The 17,182-nt window shown below is 58.7% G+C and carries 18 protein-coding genes; 8 read left to right on the top strand and 10 right to left on the bottom strand.

Annotated features, from left to right (window positions below; translation table 11 throughout):
- The first annotated feature begins 38 nt into the window (after positions 1-38).
- From AFK66_RS08445 to AFK66_RS08435, 3 genes are all read left to right on the top strand, one after another.
- Positions 39-392: a DsrE/DsrF/TusD sulfur relay family protein gene (locus AFK66_RS08445; RefSeq protein WP_007775651.1), complete on the top strand. Its 354-nt coding sequence runs from the start codon at positions 39-41 to the stop codon at positions 390-392.
- 147 nt (positions 393-539) lie between these two features.
- Positions 540-2,327, top strand: a complete 1,788-nt coding sequence (locus AFK66_RS08440) for a methyl-accepting chemotaxis protein (RefSeq protein ID WP_007775653.1) — start codon at positions 540-542, stop codon at positions 2,325-2,327.
- A gap of 209 nt (positions 2,328-2,536) precedes the next feature.
- Complete coding sequence (locus tag AFK66_RS08435) at positions 2,537-2,782, top strand: DUF1883 domain-containing protein (protein WP_007762087.1); 246 nt, start codon at positions 2,537-2,539, stop codon at positions 2,780-2,782.
- 30 nt (positions 2,783-2,812) lie between these two features.
- Here AFK66_RS08435 and AFK66_RS08430 read toward each other — a convergent pair whose 3' ends face one another.
- Together AFK66_RS08430 and chaB are read right to left on the bottom strand one after the other, a co-directional pair.
- Positions 2,813-3,511: a gamma-glutamylcyclotransferase gene (locus AFK66_RS08430; protein ID WP_023898572.1), complete on the bottom strand. Its 699-nt coding sequence runs from the start codon at positions 3,509-3,511 to the stop codon at positions 2,813-2,815.
- Between the two features lie 217 nt (positions 3,512-3,728).
- Entirely contained in the window at positions 3,729-3,959 is a 231-nt protein-coding gene (gene chaB / locus AFK66_RS08425; protein WP_004388054.1) for a putative cation transport regulator ChaB, read from the bottom strand.
- A 274-nt stretch (positions 3,960-4,233) separates the two neighbouring features.
- On the opposite strand from chaB, the gene chaA reads away from it, so the two are divergent.
- Positions 4,234-5,337 (top strand): sodium-potassium/proton antiporter ChaA, encoded by a 1,104-nt coding sequence (chaA, locus tag AFK66_RS08420; RefSeq protein WP_007775660.1) that lies wholly within the window; start codon positions 4,234-4,236, stop codon positions 5,335-5,337.
- A 295-nt stretch (positions 5,338-5,632) separates the two neighbouring features.
- Here chaA and kdsA read toward each other — a convergent pair whose 3' ends face one another.
- From kdsA to hemA, 6 genes are read right to left on the bottom strand one after another with little or no spacing between them, the layout of a single operon-like run.
- Entirely contained in the window at positions 5,633-6,487 is an 855-nt protein-coding gene (kdsA, locus tag AFK66_RS08415) for a 3-deoxy-8-phosphooctulonate synthase (protein WP_007775671.1), read from the bottom strand.
- A 40-nt stretch (positions 6,488-6,527) separates the two neighbouring features.
- On the bottom strand, positions 6,528-7,337 hold the full coding sequence (gene sirB1, locus AFK66_RS08410; protein ID WP_007775676.1) for an invasion regulator SirB1: 810 nt from the start codon (positions 7,335-7,337) through the stop codon (positions 6,528-6,530).
- Positions 7,334-7,729, bottom strand: coding sequence for an invasion regulator SirB2 (gene sirB2, locus AFK66_RS08405; protein ID WP_007775678.1), 396 nt, complete (start codon positions 7,727-7,729; stop codon positions 7,334-7,336). Before sirB2 ends, sirB1 begins: the two co-directional genes overlap by 4 nt.
- Positions 7,730-7,735: 6 nt before the next feature.
- Complete coding sequence (gene prmC / locus AFK66_RS08400; RefSeq protein ID WP_023898568.1) at positions 7,736-8,593, bottom strand: peptide chain release factor N(5)-glutamine methyltransferase; 858 nt, start codon at positions 8,591-8,593, stop codon at positions 7,736-7,738.
- The gene (gene prfA, locus AFK66_RS08395; RefSeq protein WP_007775685.1) at positions 8,593-9,675 is read right to left on the bottom strand and encodes a peptide chain release factor 1; all 1,083 of its coding nucleotides are present in this window, start codon (positions 9,673-9,675) and stop codon (positions 8,593-8,595) included. Before prfA ends, prmC begins: the two co-directional genes overlap by 1 nt.
- 37 nt (positions 9,676-9,712) lie before the next feature.
- The gene (gene hemA / locus AFK66_RS08390) at positions 9,713-10,969 is read right to left on the bottom strand and encodes a glutamyl-tRNA reductase (RefSeq protein WP_032807408.1); all 1,257 of its coding nucleotides are present in this window, start codon (positions 10,967-10,969) and stop codon (positions 9,713-9,715) included.
- Between the two features lie 199 nt (positions 10,970-11,168).
- Between hemA and lolB the strand changes: the two genes are divergently transcribed.
- The 4 genes from lolB to dauA all read left to right on the top strand — a co-directional run bounded on the left by lolB (position 11,169) and on the right by dauA (position 15,534).
- Positions 11,169-11,792, top strand: a complete 624-nt coding sequence (gene lolB, locus AFK66_RS08385; RefSeq protein ID WP_004386062.1) for a lipoprotein insertase outer membrane protein LolB — start codon at positions 11,169-11,171, stop codon at positions 11,790-11,792.
- On the top strand, positions 11,792-12,658 hold the full coding sequence (gene ispE / locus AFK66_RS08380; protein ID WP_161573973.1) for a 4-(cytidine 5'-diphospho)-2-C-methyl-D-erythritol kinase: 867 nt from the start codon (positions 11,792-11,794) through the stop codon (positions 12,656-12,658). The genes lolB and ispE overlap by 1 nt, the downstream gene beginning before the upstream one ends.
- 127 nt (positions 12,659-12,785) lie before the next feature.
- The gene (gene prs / locus AFK66_RS08375; RefSeq protein WP_007729920.1) at positions 12,786-13,733 is read left to right on the top strand and encodes a ribose-phosphate diphosphokinase; all 948 of its coding nucleotides are present in this window, start codon (positions 12,786-12,788) and stop codon (positions 13,731-13,733) included.
- Between the two features lie 121 nt (positions 13,734-13,854).
- Positions 13,855-15,534: a C4-dicarboxylic acid transporter DauA gene (gene dauA, locus AFK66_RS08370; protein ID WP_007775699.1), complete on the top strand. Its 1,680-nt coding sequence runs from the start codon at positions 13,855-13,857 to the stop codon at positions 15,532-15,534.
- A gap of 1 nt (position 15,535) precedes the next feature.
- Here dauA and AFK66_RS08365 read toward each other — a convergent pair whose 3' ends face one another.
- Together AFK66_RS08365 and ychH are read right to left on the bottom strand one after the other, a co-directional pair.
- A complete protein-coding gene (locus AFK66_RS08365) occupies positions 15,536-16,582 on the bottom strand; it encodes a MerR family transcriptional regulator (RefSeq protein WP_007775714.1) in 1,047 nt (348 codons plus the stop codon).
- A gap of 117 nt (positions 16,583-16,699) precedes the next feature.
- Positions 16,700-16,972 (bottom strand): stress-induced protein YchH, encoded by a 273-nt coding sequence (gene ychH / locus AFK66_RS08360; protein ID WP_007775715.1) that lies wholly within the window; start codon positions 16,970-16,972, stop codon positions 16,700-16,702.
- Between the last annotated feature and the right edge of the window lie 210 nt (positions 16,973-17,182).

Raw genomic sequence — 17,182 nt, 5'->3', positions numbered from 1 at the left:
TAAGCAATAACTATGCCGGTATGGCAAAGGAGTTCCGGATGCAAAAAATCGTGATTATCGCCAACGGCGCGGCTTACGGCAGCGAATCGCTGTTTAACAGCCTGCGTCTTGCCATCGCCCTGCGCGACCAGCCGCAGTCCCCTGAGTTGAAGCTCTTTTTGATGTCGGATGCCGTCACCGCTGGGCTGCGCGGCCAGAAACCCGCTGAAGGCTATAACGTGCAGCAGATGCTGGAGATCCTGACCGCCCAGAACGTCCCGGTGAAGCTGTGCAAAACCTGCGCCGACGGGCGCGGCGTGAGCGCGCTGCCGCTGATTGACGGCGTGGAGATTGGCACGCTGGTAGAGCTTGCCGGGTGGACGCTCGAGGCTGACAAAGTCCTGACCTTCTGATAATCACGCAGGTGTAATAATATTTACTTATTCACCTGCGCTGCCCATCAAGTCCCCGCCCTGTGTGCCGATATTTTACTTAAAACCTATTACAACACGCTCGTCCCAAACATAACGCTCACACAACACACAGCAGGGTATACGCCTATGTTAACGTCCATTCGCGCGCGCATCATCGCAGCCACCGCAGGCTGCCTGGTCGCCGCGCTGTTACTCAATACCATCATGAACTACCAGGTCACCCGGCTGGATAATCAGCAGGCGAGCCTGAATACGCTGCGCAGCACCAGCGCCAGCCACAATCTCGCCATTGGCGACTGGGTGAACAGCAAGACCGCCATGATCCAGTCGCTGGATACCGTCGCGCTGGGTGCCGATCCGGTGCCGGTCTTTACGCAGATGGCCAAAGCGGGCGGCTTTATGAACGTCTACGCCGGTTACGCCACCAAAACCGCCAAATTCTCCAACCCGGAAGGCGTACCGGCGGATTACGATCCGACGATCCGCCCCTGGTATCAGCAGGCGGTGAAAGCCGACGCGCCGGTCGTGACCGCGCCTTACGTGGACGCCGGCACCGGCAAGCTGGTGGTGACGTTCGCGGTGCCGGTGAAGCAAAACGGCGTCATTGCGGCGGTGGTCGCGGGCGATCTCTCTATGGAGAGCGTGATTGCCAACGTACGCAGCATTCACCCGACGGAAAACAGCAGCGGGCTGCTGGTAAACGACGACGGGACGCTGATTGCCGCGAAAGACCCGGCGCTGACGTCAAAACCCTTTGATAAAGCGGTATCAGGCGTCGCGTTCAGCGAACTGAAAGCGAGCGATACGGCGCTGGAAGGCGATATCGGCGGCGCGCAAAAAGAACTACTGGCCACGCGCGTGCCGGGCACCCAGTGGTATCTGGTGGTCGCGCTTGATGAAAGCGACGCGACGTCAGGCATGCGCGCCCTGCTCAGCACGTCGGCCATTTCGGTACTGGTGCTGCTGCTGATTACCGGCGCGCTGATGCATTTCCTGGTCACCCGACTGTTAAAACGCCTGCTGATGATCCGCGACGCGCTGGTGGCTATCAGCAGCGGCACCAACGATCTTTCTCAGCGCCTGCCGGAAGATGGCCGTGACGAAGTGGCGCAAATCGCCCATGCGTTTAACGCCTTCTGCGATAAGCTCGCAGGCGTAATGGGCCAGTTGCGCGACGCCAGCGCCTCGGTGAAAGTGGCGGCGAATGAAATCGCGGCCGGGAACCAGGATCTCTCCGGGCGCACCGAACAGGCCGCCTCCAGCCTGCGTGAAACGGCAAGCGCGGTAGAACAAATAACTGCGTCGGTCGCCAACTCCACCGACGCGGCGGCGCAGGCTAACAGCCAGGCGCAGAGCGCGACGGATGCCGCCTCGCGCGGCGGTGAAGTGGTCTCCAAAGCCATCTCCACCATGCAGCTGATTGAAAGCGCCTCGGCGAAAATCGGCGATATCACCAGCGTTATCGACGGTATCGCGTTCCAGACCAACATTCTGGCGCTGAACGCCTCGGTGGAGGCGGCGCGCGCCGGTGAACAGGGCCGCGGCTTCGCGGTGGTGGCGGGCGAAGTGCGTAACCTCGCTAGCCGCAGCGCCCAGGCGGCGAAAGAGATTAAATCGCTTATCGACTCAACGACGCAGAGCGTCGCGACTGGCTCGCGCTATGTACGCCTCGCAGGTGAGTCGATGGAGGAGATTGTCAGCAGCATCGGCAACGTTTCCGGCATTATGCGTGAAATCACCGTCGCTACCAGCGAGCAGATGAAAGGCATTCAGGAGATTAACCACGCGGTGTTGCAGCTCGATCAGATGGTGCAGCAGAACGCCGAGCTGGTGGTGCAGTCGGCCGCTGCCGCGGGCGCGTTGCAGGGCCAGGCCGGAGAACTCGCCCAGACCGCCGGACATTTCCGCATTTAATCAGGCGCAGGCGCGCATTCAGACATTTTTCGCGCGCCTGCCCGCCGCTTTAACGAACAATGTGATGAATATCGAGCTGCGGCCGCATTTTTTGATCAAAATCAGCGTTCGCGGCCTCCCCCTTTGGTGTTATTTCCGACAGGTTTTGTGAACAGCCTCACGTTCGAAAGGCTGTCCTGAAGGATTTATCATTGACAGAGGGGTTAAAGATGGCGCGGGTAAAAGCAAGCCTGAAGTTGTTTGGCGGAGACACGGTGGTGGTGCGCTGTTCAGCGAATTGCCATATCCATTTAATGAACGCGGGTGAACGCGCTAAGCGCGCGGGCGCAGATATTTTGAGCGTCCAGAACCGCAACAGCGCGTACATCAGCGTGCCTTACAGCGGGGTCTGGGATGTGCTTATCGACAGTCACAGCCAGACGCTGGAACACTCCATCAGCTACGTTCCGGCCTGACCATTCTCCCCCGGCGCCCGCCGGGGTTTTTCAGGCGAAATGCGGTTGCAGATCGCCACTCTCGTCATCATCTTGCGCCTGACACGCGCGCACTTCAGACGCCAGCTCATCAAGTGATGCTTCACACATGCCGAGCTTTTTCAGCTCCTGCTCCAGCGAGAAGAGATATTGGGCATTGGTGCCGAGCGGGCCGCTCGCACGGGCGATCAGCGGCGCGATGGTCGCAGGACGGGTGTCGGCTTCATACAGCGGGTGGCTCGGATCCATGATAAACACCAGCGCATGGACGGTGCGGCCGTCGTCAAGCGTGAGCTTGCACCAGCCTGGCAGATAACAGCCGGTGATCATCTCGCGCTTCCACAGGAGCGTCAGTTCGGTTTCAAGTTCCGCCTCCGGCAGACGATACGCCACGCCGGTCGTGGCGCCGCCCTCTTTCAGCGCCAGCATGCGCCCGGGCTTGCAGGCGCTGCCGCGCCCGGCGGTGAGCCGCAGGCAAAACGCGCGGTGCCAGCCGTTAAGCGTCGCAGCGCAGCGCTCTTCAAAGACCATTGCCGGGTTCCACATCAGGGATCCGTAACCAAAAATCCAGACCGGTTCGTTTTCAGGACGACAGGCGAGCGTGGCGGTCAGTGACGCCGCCCGCTGCTCTGGCGTCCACAGTAACGATTCCTCAATGGCTCCGAAAGCCGTCTTACAGTCTGCTGTCATTAAGAAATCACGTGTTAACACCTTCTACCTCCACCACGGCTGCTTCCCTGCGATTTTAAGCGCTTTCAGAATCTTTTTATCGCTCAATCAGAAAGCAATTACGGGGTGACGATAGGGGATTAACGCGCCGCTGACAAGACCGCAGCGGCGTTTTCAACCGACAAAAAACTTATCTGTCCCCGCGCAGGGCGCGGAGATAAAGGCAAAGATGGAGAGGAATCAGGCGATTAACAAAGCATTATTTTTTCTTATGCCATTTATCGTCATCGCCTTTTTCATACTCATGTTTAACGGCAGCCCACGCGACGCGATGCGCGGTCTCCTCGCGGCTGGCGTCGCCGCGGCGGTCATCTTCGTCTTTATATTGATCCCAGGCGCTGTTAAACGCCTCTTTATAGATATCCTGCGCATGCGCCGGAAGCACGTTGCGGACATTATCGGGCAAATCGGTTCTTGAAGAGTAAGGCATCGCTACGCTCCTTTATCTGACAAAAAGATAAGTGTGGAACACGAACAGCTTCCGCGCCAGCCGTAAACGAAGCGTAAATTCAGACGCTCACAATGCCCTGTTTGATAAATGGATTCTCAATGAAAATGCGTTTTTTGCCTCACTTAATGCAAAGTTAGCGTGTAGCCGTAAAAAAGCGTAAATAAACCCTCATAACCGCGCATTTTTTGGTAGTTTTACGGTCAGCCTTACTCCTCACTATAATGATTATCACCTGCTTCTCTGGAGAATTAACGTGACCAAAACAAGCCATGAGGCGGTGAAGACCCGCCATAAGGAGTCTTCTCTCATTTTCCCGGTATTAGCGCTGGCGGTGCTGGCGTTCTGGGGTTCCAGCCAGTCGCTGCCAGTGATTGTTGGCATCAACGCGCTGGCGCTCGTCGCTATCCTTAGCAGCGCGTTTAGCGTGGTGCGCCACGCGGATGTGCTGGCGCATCGCCTCGGCGAGCCGTACGGATCGCTGATTCTGAGCCTTTCCGTCGTTATCCTCGAAGTGAGCCTGATCTCCGCACTCATGGCGACAGGCGATGCCGCGCCGACGCTGATGCGCGATACGCTTTACTCGATCATTATGATTGTCAGCGGCGGCCTGGTGGGCGTGGCGCTGCTGCTCGGCGGGCGCAAGTTCGCCACGCAATATGTGAATCTCTTCGGGATTAAACAGTACCTGATCGCCCTTTTCCCGCTGGCGGTGATTGTGTTGGTTTTTCCGATGGCGTTGCCGGGCGGCAACTTTTCTACCGGCCAGTCGCTTTTGGTGGCGATGATTTCCGCCGCGATGTACGGCGTGTTTTTGCTGATCCAGACCAAAACGCACCAGAGCCTCTTTGTTTACGAGCATGAAGACGAGAGCGACGACGACGACCCGCACCACGGCAAACCGTCGGCGCACAGCAGCCTCTGGCACGCGGTATGGCTGGTTGTACATCTGGTTGCGGTGATCGCGGTGACCAAGATGAACGCGAACCCGCTTGAAGCGCTCTTGAGTCATCTTAACGCGCCGGTATCGTTCACGGGGTTCCTGGTGGCGCTGCTGATCCTCTCGCCGGAAGGCCTGGGCGCGCTGAAAGCGGTGCTGAATAATCAGGTGCAGCGCGCGATGAATCTCTTTTTCGGCTCGGTGCTGGCGACCATTTCGCTGACCGTGCCGACCGTGACGATTATCGCGATTCTGACCGGCAACGATTTGCAGTTTGCGCTTGGCGCGCCGGAGATGGTGGTGATGCTCGCGGCGTTGATGCTATGTCAGATTTCGTTTTCGACCGGGCGCACGAATGTGCTGAACGGCAGCGCACATCTGGCGCTGTTCGCGGCCTATCTGATGACGATTTTTGCGTAGGTTTCGGTGGGTGCGCTGCACTGGGACGGTGGGTGCGCATTGCTTACCCACCCTACGTCAACTTAATTGGTGCATTGGGGCGGTGGATGCGCTTCGCTTACCCACCCTACAAAGGGTCTCTGCTTCCGACGGTGGGTGCGCTGCGCTTACCCACCCTACAAAAACAGGCAAGCAGCAATGTAGGGCGGGTAAGCCTGCGCACCCGCCTTGTTATCGTAATAACAACTGAGCGGCACGCCGCGTGCCCAATAAAAAACCCCGCATCGCGGGGTTTTTCTTTTTACGGCCGGGTCGATTAATGCTCGGTATCGAGTTCCGGGAAGCTTTTCACCAGATCGTCGATCGCTTTGATCTGCGTGAGGAACGCTTCGAGCTTCGCCAGCGGCAGCGCGGACGGGCCATCGCATTTCGCGTTTTCCGGGTCCGGGTGCGCTTCGATAAACAGCCCTGCAAGGCCGGTCGCCATACCCGCGCGGGCAAGCTCGGTGACCTGGGCGCGACGACCGCTGGACGCGGCGCCGAACGGGTCGCGGCACTGCAGCGCGTGGGTCACGTCAAAAATGACCGGCGCGTTGCCAGAGACTTTCTTCATCACGCCAAAGCCCAGCATGTCGACCACGAGATTGTCGTAACCAAAGTTGGTGCCGCGATCGCACAGGATAACCTGCTCGTTGCCGCCCTCTTTGAATTTATCGACGATGTTGCCGATCTGCCCCGGGCTGATGAACTGCGGTTTTTTCACGTTGATAACCGCGCCGGTTTTCGCCATCGCTTCAACGAGATCGGTCTGACGCGCCAGGAAGGCCGGCAGTTGGATAACGTCCACCACATCCGCAACCGGCTGAGCCTGCTCGGCGGTGTGCACGTCGGTGATGATTTTCACTTCAAAGGTCTGCTTCAGCTCCTGGAAGATTTTCATCCCTTCTTCGAGGCCAGGGCCGCGGTAGGAGTGAATGGAGGAGCGGTTGGCTTTATCAAAAGACGCTTTGAAAACGTAAGGAATGCCGAGTTTCTGGGTCACGGTGACGTAGTGCTCACAGATGCGCATCGCCAGGTCACGCGACTCCAGCACGTTCATGCCGCCAAAGAGTACGAACGGCAGATCGTTCGCTACGTTGATGTCGCCAATGCTAACCACTTTTTGTTTCATATTGTCGCCTTTATCCTGTGTAAATCGGTACACGCCGCGCTTAGTGCAGGGTAATCTGCTTGTGCGAAATCGAGTTAATCTGCGCCCGAATCATCTCGCTAATCGGATCTTCCGGGCACTGCTCCACAAAATAGCTTAAGTCATTAAGTGCCACGTGCTCGCAGTCGAGCTGGGCGTAAATCAGTCCGCGGTCGCGGATTTCATACGGATCTTCCGGGTTGAACTCCAGCAGCGCTTCGCTGGCGCGCAGCGCAAGCTCCATCTGCCGCTCTTCCATCAGCGCCGATTTCAGCGTGTCGAGCAGTTTGCGGATGACCAGACTGTGTTCAGACTCTTCGAGGTCGTCCATATAAAGCTCGGCCACCGGGCTGACGTTACCTTTGAGCCACACTTCAAGCGTATGTTCATCCAGCGTTTCGCCGTTAAATGGATTGATGAGCCACATTTCGCCATCCATCCAGTCGGCGCGCAGGATAAGCTGCGTCGGGAAAATCACCGGCATCAGCGGAATATCAAGACGCCCGGCTATCCACAGCAGAATCGCCCCGAGCGATACCGCGCTGCCCTGGCGCTTTTTCAGCACTTTGTCCAGCCACAGCGCGTCAGACAGGCGGTAAACGCCGCGCGCGTCGCTAAAACCCCATTCGCCGTAAAACAGCTCCAGCAGGCGCTCAAGCTGCGTATCCTGATGCGAGCCTTCGCAGATCTCCTCGCGGGCGAGACACACCAGGCTTTCGAGCTGGTCGTAGACGTCCTGCACCGGAAAATCGTCGCGAATATGCTGTGAAATCAAAATCATGCCGTCACAGAGCGGCGCGTTGTTAAACTGGAAATCGGCCAACGACTTCATATCAACCCCAATAGCGGTACTTTAGTGGTGGCGAGTTTCACGATGATGTAAAGCACCACCAGCCCAAGCAGGAAGGCAATCCAGCGGACCTGCTGGCTGCGCGGGCGACGCCCGAGCGCGATAAAGCCTAAAACGATATAGATGATAACGCCAAAGAGTTTTTCAGTCAGCCATGCGCCCTGCGGGGTGAACGGATAAAAATGCGTGATAAGCACCAGCGCGACGCCGCTGCCGAGCAGCACGGTGTCGTTGACGTGTGGCACGATGCGCACCCAGCGCTTTGAGGACATCGGCGAGCTGCGGTACTGCCACCAGTAGCGCAAAACAAACAGACTGATGGAAATTACCACCGTCAGAATATGTAGGTGTTTTACTGCAAAATAAGCGGCCATGCTGCCTTACTCCTGTGTGTTGCGATCCTGTGTGTCGCGATAGTGTCCCAGCGTCAGACGTTCATTACCGCCGTAATCGCGGCAGGTTTCAACGCCCTGATAGCCCGCACGCATAAAAAGTTCGCGCACCGCCTCGCCCTGCTGCCAGCCATGCTCCAGCATGAGCCAGCCGTTATCCGCAAGAAAGCGCCGCGCTTCAGTCACCAGCGTTTCAAGATCTGCCAGGCCCGCGTTATCCGCCACCAGCGCGCTTTTCGGCTCAAAACGCACGTCGCCCTGCGAAAGATGAGGGTCATCGCCGTCAATATAGGGCGGATTGCTGACGATAAGCGAAAAACGCCCGTCCGTCAGCGCGGAAAACCAATGGCTTTGCAAAACCGTGACGTTATCGATGCCGAGCCGCTGCGCGTTGCGTTTCGCAAGTTTGACGGCCTCAGGAATAACATCCAGCGCGGTGACGTGACAGTCAGGCCGCTCGGAGGCGAGCGCCAGCGCAATCGCGCCGGTGCCGGTGCCGAGATCGAGAATGCGGCACGGCGTGGCCGGCAGACGCGCCAGCGCCTGCTCAACCAGACATTCGGTATCGGGACGGGGGATAAGCGTTGCCGGGGAAACCTCCAGCGGCAACGACCAGAACTCACGCTGGCCGATGAGATACGCCACCGGCTCGCCCGCGGCGCGGCGCGCCAGCAGGGCATCGAGCCGCGCGTGTTCATCGTCAGTCAGCGCGGTTTCGCCAAAGGCGAGGATAAACGTGCGCGTCCTGCCGGTCACAAACTCCAGCAGGATCTCCGCGTCGCGGCGCGGAGATTCGCTTGTAGTGAGACGATGGATGGCCTGTTTCAGCCACTGCTGATATTCCATTACTCCTGCTCAGCCAGCGCCGCCAGCTGATCGGCCTGATGCTCCTGGATAATCGGCTCGATGAGCGCGTCCAGTTTACCTTCCATCACTTCGTCAAGACGGTAAAGCGTCAGGTTGATGCGGTGGTCGGTCACGCGGCCCTGCGGGAAGTTGTAGGTGCGGTTGCGGTCCGAACGATCGCCGCTGCCAAGCAGATTGCGGCGCGTGGAGGCCTCCGCCTGCTGGCGTTTAGCCACTTCCGCGGCGTGGATGCGCGCACCCAGCACCGCCAGCGCTTTGGCTTTGTTTTTATGCTGAGAACGCTCGTCCTGGCACTCCACCACGATGCCGGTCGGCAGGTGGGTGATTCGAATGGCGGAGTCGGTGGTGTTAACGTGCTGACCGCCCGCGCCGGAGGAGCGGAAGGTGTCGATACGCAGATCCGCCGGGTTGATGTCCGGCAGTTCGGCTTCCGGCAGCTCTGGCATCACCGCCACGGTGCAGGCGGAGGTATGGATACGGCCCTGGGATTCGGTCGCCGGAACGCGCTGTACGCGATGCCCGCCGGACTCAAATTTAAGACGCCCGTAGACGCCCTCGCCGCTGATTTTGGCGATGACTTCTTTATAACCGCCATGCTCGCCTTCGCTGGCGCTCATGATCTCCACACGCCAGCGGCGCGATTCGGCATAACGGCTGTACATACGGAAGAGATCGCCTGCGAAGAGCGCGGCTTCATCGCCGCCGGTGCCCGCACGCACTTCGACGAACGCGTTACGTTCATCATCAGGATCTTTCGGCAGCAGCAATAGCTGAAGCTCCTGCTCCAGCGCTTCGCCTTTCGCTTTGGCTTCCAGCAGCTCATCCTGCGCCATATCGCGCATTTCCGGGTCGCTTAGCATCAGACGGGCGGTTTCCATATCTTCCTGGACCTGACGCCATTCAAGAAAACAGCGCGAAACGTCGCTCAGCTGGGCATACTCGCGCGACAGCGCGCGAAAACGCTCCTGATCGGCAAGCGTACCCGCATCGCCCAGCAGAGCCTGAACTTCTTCATGACGCTCCTGCAAGGCTTCCAGTTTGGCAACGATAGAAGGCTTCATAGGCGGTAGATCACCCTGTAATTAGAATTGTGTTGTGCTACTCCAGCCCGAGGCTGTTGCGCAGAATATGCAGGCGTTCATCATCCCCGTCACGGGCAGCCTGCTGAAGAGATTTAGTTGGGGTGTGGATCAGGCGGTTGGTCAGCTTACGCGCCAGATCCTGCATGATGGCTTCGGCGTCGCCGCCGGTGCGCAGCGCTGCCAGGGCTTTACTGGTGAGCTCTTCGCGCACCTGATCGGCCTGGGCGCGATACTCGCGGATGGTCTCGCTGACGCTCTGGGCGCGCAGCCAGGCCATAAATTCGCAGGCTTCCTGCTCGACGATAGACTCCGCCTGCACCGCCGCCGCTTTACGCTGCGCGAGGTTGTGCTGGATGATGCTCTGGAGATCGTCGACGCTGTAAAGATAGGCGTTGGCAAGCTTGCCCACTTCCGGCTCGACATCGCGCGGTACGGCGATATCCACCAGCAGCATCGGCTGGTTGCGACGAGCCTTCAGCGCGCGCTCCATCATACCTTTGCCGATAATCGGCAGCGGGCTTGCGGTGGAGCTGATGATGATATCCGCGTCTTTTAAGCGCTCGTCGATATCGCCAAGCCCGATGACTTCTGCGCCGACTTCATCCGCCAGACGCTGGGCGCGCTCGCGGGTACGGTTGGCGATGATCATTTTCTGTACGTTGTGTTCGCGCAGGTGACGGGCCGCAAGCTCGATAGTTTCACCCGCGCCGACCAGCATCACGGTGACCGTTGAAAGCGATTCGAAGATCTGCCGCGCCAGCGTACAGGCGGCGAACGCCACCGACACCGCGCTGGCGCCGATATCGGTTTCAGTACGCACGCGTTTGGCGACGGAGAAGGATTTCTGGAACATGCGCTCCAGCTCGCTGGCGTTCGCGTGGCCGCGGCCGGAATCGGCGAAGGCTTTTTTCACCTGGCCTAAAATTTGCGGCTCGCCCAGCACCAGCGAATCGAGACCGCTGGCGACGCGCATCAGATGGCTGACGGCGTCGTTATCGTGGTGCCAGTAGAGGCTGTTGCGCACTTCTTCTTCATCGAGATGATGATAATCGCACAGCCAGCGCACGAGCTTGTCGTGCAGGTTGTCCTGCTCCTCAACGCTCAGGTAAAGCTCCGTGCGGTTGCACGTCGAGAGCACCACACCGCCCTGCACCATCGGCTGCGACAGCAGGCTTTCCAGCGCCTGGTCGAGCGTATCCGGCGAAAACGTCACGCGTTCTCGCAGCGAAACAGGAGCCGTCTTGTGGTTGATGCCGAGAGCTAACAGGGTCATGGAGCGGGAATAGTACCAGCGTTGATAAGGTTTGCTGTGCGCATCATACAGGATGCGTAAGGTCAATAAAAGAGAACCGCCTCTTTTGGAGTAATAGACAGATTCATGATTTAAGACAACTTGACCATAGACGCCCTTAGCCCCTGACGCTAGCATGAAGGGTTATAACCTCAATCAACATCAAGGATTTGTTCCTGTTATGGCGATTTCTTCTGTGCGTTTTTGGTCTCTCGCCCCGCTGGCGAGCCTGGTGCTGACCGCCTGCGTCAGCCACGCCCCGCAAGGCCCTGGCAAAAGCCCCGACTCCCCTCAGTGGCGACAGCATCAGCAGCAGGTGCAAAACCTCGCTCAGTTCCAGACCCGCGGCGCCTTCGCCTATCTTTCAGACCAGCAAAAAGTCTATGCGCGTTTCTTCTGGCAGCAGACCGGCAAAGAAAACTATCGCCTGCTGCTCACCAATCCGCTTGGCAGCACCGAGCTTGAGCTGAACGCGAAACCGGGTGCCGTGGAACTGGTGGATAACAAAGGTAAACACTATCAGGCGACGGACGCCGAAGAGATGATTGGCAAACTGACCGGTATGCCGATTCCTCTGAACAGCCTGCGCCAGTGGATTGTCGGCCTGCCGGGCGACGCGACCGACTACTCGCTCGACGATCAATACCGCTTACGCGAAGTGAACTACACCCAGAACGGTAAAACCTGGAAAGTGGTGTATGGCGGTTATGACACCAAAACCCAGCCCGCCATGCCGTCGAACCTGGAGCTGCGCGAAGGCGACCAGCGCATTAAGCTCAAAATGGATAACTGGATTGTTAAATAATGACCCGTTGGCCCTCTCCGGCGAAGCTTAATCTTTTCTTGTATATCACTGGCCGTCGTGATGACGGCTACCACAATCTGCAGACGCTGTTTCAGTTTCTCGACTATGGCGACACGGTGTTAATAACACCGCGCAAGGACGGCGAGCTTCGGCTGGTGACGCCGGTCGATGGTGTGGCGCAAGAAGACAACCTCATCGTGCGCGCAGCAAGGCTACTGATGGCGCGCGCCCGTGAAACCGGACGACTGCCGGAAGGCGCGGGCGCCGATCTGGGCGTGGAGAAGCGCTTACCGATGGGCGGCGGGCTGGGCGGCGGTTCGTCTAACGCCGCGACGGTTCTGGTGGCGCTCAATCACCTCTGGCAAACCGGCTTTAGCGAAGATGAACTGGCGCAACTTGGCGTGCAACTCGGTGCCGACGTGCCGGTGTTTGTGCGCGGCCGCGCGGCCTTCGCCGAAGGGGTGGGTGAGCTACTGACGCCTGCAAGCCCGGCGGAGAAATGGTATCTGGTGGCGCACCCTGGCGTGAGCATTCCGACCCCCGTGATTTTCGGCGATCCGGAACTGACGCGCGATACGCCTGTCCGGTCAATGGAAACGTTACTAAAATGTGAATTTCACAACGATTGCGAGCATATCGCAAGAAAACGTTTTCGTGAGGTTGATGCCGCGCTTTCCTGGCTGTTAGAATACGCGCCGTCGCGCCTGACCGGCACCGGAGCTTGTGTGTTTGCTGAATTTAACACCGAATCCGAGGCCCGCCGGGTGCTTGAGAAAGCCCCGGAATGGCTGAAGGGTTTTGTTGCGCGAGGCGTCAACCACTCCCCGTTACAGCAAGCCATCGCCGGGCAAACTGAGTCCTGGTGACAACGTCACCCCTGTTCCAGACGTTGCGCCATGCTCTTTAAATACACCGCCTGGATGGCGAACCTGCTTCCTGTCGCGTTTTGCGGCGCCGCCATCCACCACTGGACGCATGCCTGAGGTTCTTCTCGTGCCTGATATGAAGCTTTTTGCTGGTAACGCCACCCCGGAACTAGCACAACGTATTGCCAACCGCCTGTACACTTCCCTCGGCGACGCTGCTGTCGGTCGCTTTAGCGACGGCGAAGTCAGCGTACAAATCAATGAAAATGTACGCGGTGGTGATATTTTCATCATCCAGTCCACTTGTGCCCCCACCAACGACAACCTGATGGAACTGGTTGTTATGGTCGACGCCCTGCGCCGCGCTTCCGCAGGTCGTATTACCGCCGTTATCCCTTACTTTGGTTATGCCCGTCAGGACCGTCGCGTACGTTCCGCGCGTGTGCCTATCACCGCGAAAGTGGTGGCGGATTTCCTGTCCAGCGTAGGGGTTGACCGCGTTCTCACTGTGGACCTGCACGCAGAACAGATTCAGGGCTTCTTCGATGTGCCGGTAGATAACGTCTTCGGCAGCCCGATTCTGCTGGAAGATATGCTGCAGCAGAACCTGGATAATCCGATTGTGGTTTCTCCGGACATCGGCGGCGTGGTGCGCGCCCGCGCCATCGCGAAACTGCTCAACGACACCGATATGGCGATCATCGACAAACGTCGTCCGCGTGCGAACGTCTCTCAGGTGATGCATATCATTGGTGACGTCGCAGGCCGTGACTGCGTGCTGGTTGACGACATGATCGACACCGGCGGCACCCTGTGCAAAGCGGCTGAAGCGCTGAAAGAGCGCGGCGCCAAACGCGTGTTCGCCTACGCCACCCACCCGATCTTCTCCGGCAATGCGCTGAACAACCTGCGTAATTCCGTGATTGATGAAGTGGTCGTCTGCGACACTATCCCGCTCGCGGAAGAGATCAAAGCGCTGCCGAACGTGCGCACGCTGACCCTCTCCGGCATGCTGGCCGAAGCGATTCGTCGTATCAGCAACGAAGAATCTATCTCCGCCATGTTCGAACATTAATCGGACTGAGCTTAAAAACCCGCCCCGGCGGGTTTTTTTATTCTTTTGTTTTATTTGTATGATTTATGTATTCACCATCTTATATTTGTTTACATGATGATGAACGCATGGATGACGTATCATGAACACACAGTATCTCTCGCAAATTCTTCCTTTCCGCGCGCTGGTGGATGCCTGCTGGCGTGAAAAATATACCGTTTCCCGGCTGAGCCGCGATCTGATTGCCGGTATCACGGTCGGCATTATCGCCATCCCGCTCGCGATGGCGCTGGCCATCGGCAGCGGCGTGCCGCCGCAGTATGGTCTTTATACTTCCGCGATTGCAGGGATTGTCATCGCGCTGAGCGGCGGCTCGCGCTACAGCGTCTCCGGCCCGACCGCTGCGTTTGTCGTCATTCTCTACCCGGTCGCGCAGCAGTTCGGGCTTTCAGGGCTGCTGATGGCGACGCTGCTCTCCGGCGTCTTTCTGATCCTGTTCGGACTGGCGCGTTTCGGAAGACTCATCGAATACATTCCGCTGCCGGTCACGCTGGGCTTTACCTCTGGTATCGGCATTACCATCGCCACCATGCAGATCAAAGATTTCTTTGGCCTCGAAATCGCGCATATGCCGGAACATTACCTGCCGAAGGTGGCGGCGCTGGCGGTGGCCCTGCCTGGCCTGAATCCTGGCGATGCGGCGATCGGCATCGTCACGCTGGGCGTGCTGGTGCTCTGGCCGCGTCTCGGCATCCGCCTGCCGGGGCATTTACCGGCGCTGCTGGCGGGCTGCGCGGTGATGGGCGTTGTTCATCTGCTGGGCGGCGATGTCGCAACCATTGGTTCGCGCTTTCACTACCTGCTGGCAGACGGCACCCAGGGCAGCGGTATTCCGCCGCTCCTGCCGCAGCTGGTGCTGCCGTGGGATCTGCCTGGGTCGTCGTTCACACTTAGTTTTGATGCGCTGCGCGCGCTGTTGCCCGCCGCATTCTCCATGGCGATGCTGGGCGCTATCGAATCCCTGCTGTGCGCGGTGGTGCTGGACGGCATGACGGGCACGCGCCACAACGCCAACAGCGAGCTGATTGGCCAGGGCTTAGGGAATCTGGTTGCGCCGTTCTTTGGCGGCATTACCGCCACCGCCGCGATTGCCCGTTCGGCGGCCAACGTACGCGCCGGAGCCACCTCGCCGCTCGCGGCGGTGTTTCACGCGCTGCTGGTACTGTTAGCGCTGCTGGCACTCGCCCCGCTGCTCTCCTGGCTGCCGCTTTCGGCGATGGCCGCCCTGCTCCTGATGGTGGCGTGGAACATGAGCGAGGCGCATAAGGTGATTGGCCTGCTGCGCCGCGCGCCGAAGGATGACATCGTCGTAATGCTTATCTGCCTGTCGCTGACGGTGCTGTTTGATATGGTGATTGCTATTAGCGTCGGGGTGGTGCTGGCGTCGCTGCTCTTTATGCGCCGCGTGGCGCGCATGACGCGACTCGCGCCGCTGAATGTCTCGGTTCCGGAGGATGTGCTGGCCGTGCGGGTAACCGGGCCGCTATTCTTCGCGGCCGCGGAAGGCATTTTCACACCGCTGCTGGCGCAGGCGGCAGGCAAACGCGTCATCGTGATGCAGTGGGACGCGGTGCCAGTGCTGGACGCGGGCGGCCTCGATGCGCTGCAACGCTTTATTGAACGCCTGCCGGATGGCTGCGAGCTGCGCATCTGTCATCTCGAATTCCAGCCGCTGCGCACGCTGGCGCGCGCAGGCGTTCAGCCCATCCCTAGGCGTCTTGCTTTCTTCCCGGGGAGCGACGCCGCCTTAGCCGCGCCGTAACTCAACGCGCAGGCGCAGCCCCCTGCGCCTGCATCAGCGCGGCAAACGCCTGTTGCAGCCAGGCGAGCGTTTCCGGCGTCATCCAGGTGCCTTTAGAAAGATGCGGTTCCCGCATCATCGCCTCACGAAACTTCTGCTGCGTCTGCGGGTCATTGCCGGCGAACGAAGAAAACAGCGTCAGCCAGTGCGCCGCAATCCCTCGCGCTTCTTCGCTTTGCGGGGAGAGCTGCGCGTTCACCGCCGCGTGAAGTTTCGCCACCAGCGGCGGCCACTCCATCATGCGATCGAAATAGTGCTCACGGGTGAATGCGTACTCTTCAGGCGTGAGATAACGCGCGTAGATAGCAAGCTTGCTTTCGGCAAATGCATGCGTGATCCAGTCGATAATCTCCGGCGTGATGCCGGTTTTATCACGCATCGCAGGCTCGGCGGCATGCATGTCGTTGAGGCGTGTCAGGAACGCAGGGTTGCCCGCGGTATCCCGCTCCAGCGTTTCCATCCAGCGCGTGGCGAGCGCCTGCGCAGCCGGGGAGCTGACCGGCACCCCTTGTGACACCGCATCGCTAACTTCATTAATCAGCGCTGTCCACTGCGCCTCGCGCTCGGCGTTCTCCTGTGCAAACGGCAACTGTTTCAGTTCGTCGTGCGAAAACCATTTCTCATACATCGTCATTAACTCCAGTGTTTTCAGCCACTCCTGAAGATCCGGCTCACATCCGGCCAGAAGCCCGTCACGCAGCGCCACCAGCCGGTCACGCAGTAGTGCGGTACGCGTAAGCTGCGCGTTAAGCTGGGTGATTTGCGCATCGATGACTTCCGGCAGCGTCATGCTGCCGCTCTCCAGGCATTCCCGCACCTGCGCCAGGCTCAGCCCCATTCGCGTTAACGCCTGAATATGATGCAGGCGCTGAATATCATCGCGGTTATAGAGCCGGTAACCGGCGGCCGTGCGGCCGGAGGGAATGAGCAGACCGAGGCTTTCGTAGTGATGCAGCGTGCGAACCGTCAGTCCGGCCCGCTTCGCGAGTTCACCTACCTGTAGCAACATAACGCCTCTCCTCTTCCCTTGCGAAGCCCACTGTGAGCCCTGACGTAACGTAAGGGTCAAGAGCGTACCATAAAAAAAGCTCCCGACCGGCGGGAGCTTTTTTCACAGCGTTTAGCATTAGCTGGAGTGATGATTGCGCTTACAGCGTTTGTCATAGTGGCGCACCCACCAGTAGCGGTCGCACACCTGTTCATGGCCGCCGACGCGGGCACCCGCCAGCCACAGCACGGCGCCAACGAAGATGCTTAATATCGCGCCGTGCGCAAAAAACTGCGGCAGGTTAAGCTGCGGCAGCTGGTTCAGAACGGAGTAAGCGACGCCAACAACCATAACCACTAACCCCAGACCCATCAGAAAATTGCCGAGCAACGACGCGTTTTTGCGTTTCATAGTCACCTCCGGATTGGTGGGCGGGAAATTATCCCTGCGATTTATGTGTAAAGTATAGGCAACGCTTATGAGTGAGGATTGCGCCGGGGATCACATTTATGAACATTCTGAGGACGAAACTTTACAAATAAACCAATGAATTACATGAAAATCTAATGATTCATAATCGTGATTATTGATTTATTCTTAGCGAAGCGACGCGGTTTTGTG

It is taken from the genome of Cronobacter malonaticus LMG 23826 (genome assembly GCF_001277215.2).
Classification (GTDB): domain Bacteria; phylum Pseudomonadota; class Gammaproteobacteria; order Enterobacterales; family Enterobacteriaceae; genus Cronobacter; species Cronobacter malonaticus.
The sequence above is the reverse complement of the archived record's forward strand: the minus strand, read 5'-3'. Positions and strand labels throughout refer to the sequence as shown.

Bases quoted from the DNA above. Each gene is read 5' to 3' on its own strand.
- chaB (WP_004388054.1), bottom strand. From the start codon at position 3,959: ATGCCTTACTCTTCAAGAACCGATTTGCCCGATAATGTCCGCAACGTG.
- AFK66_RS08445 (WP_007775651.1), top strand. From the start codon at position 39: ATGCAAAAAATCGTGATTATCGCCAACGGCGCGGCTTACGGCAGCGAA.
- prfA (WP_007775685.1), bottom strand. From the start codon at position 9,675: ATGAAGCCTTCTATCGTTGCCAAACTGGAAGCCTTGCAGGAGCGTCAT.
- dauA (WP_007775699.1), top strand. From the start codon at position 13,855: ATGAACACACAGTATCTCTCGCAAATTCTTCCTTTCCGCGCGCTGGTG.
- AFK66_RS08440 (WP_007775653.1), top strand. From the start codon at position 540: ATGTTAACGTCCATTCGCGCGCGCATCATCGCAGCCACCGCAGGCTGC.
- lolB (WP_004386062.1), top strand. From the start codon at position 11,169: ATGGCGATTTCTTCTGTGCGTTTTTGGTCTCTCGCCCCGCTGGCGAGC.
- prmC (WP_023898568.1), bottom strand. From the start codon at position 8,593: ATGGAATATCAGCAGTGGCTGAAACAGGCCATCCATCGTCTCACTACA.
- AFK66_RS08365 (WP_007775714.1), bottom strand. From the start codon at position 16,582: ATGTTGCTACAGGTAGGTGAACTCGCGAAGCGGGCCGGACTGACGGTT.
- kdsA (WP_007775671.1), bottom strand. From the start codon at position 6,487: ATGAAACAAAAAGTGGTTAGCATTGGCGACATCAACGTAGCGAACGAT.
- sirB2 (WP_007775678.1), bottom strand. From the start codon at position 7,729: ATGGCCGCTTATTTTGCAGTAAAACACCTACATATTCTGACGGTGGTA.
- hemA (WP_032807408.1), bottom strand. From the start codon at position 10,969: ATGACCCTGTTAGCTCTCGGCATCAACCACAAGACGGCTCCTGTTTCG.
- AFK66_RS08435 (WP_007762087.1), top strand. From the start codon at position 2,537: ATGGCGCGGGTAAAAGCAAGCCTGAAGTTGTTTGGCGGAGACACGGTG.
- sirB1 (WP_007775676.1), bottom strand. From the start codon at position 7,337: ATGAAGTCGTTGGCCGATTTCCAGTTTAACAACGCGCCGCTCTGTGAC.
- ychH (WP_007775715.1), bottom strand. From the start codon at position 16,972: ATGAAACGCAAAAACGCGTCGTTGCTCGGCAATTTTCTGATGGGTCTG.
- ispE (WP_161573973.1), top strand. From the start codon at position 11,792: ATGACCCGTTGGCCCTCTCCGGCGAAGCTTAATCTTTTCTTGTATATC.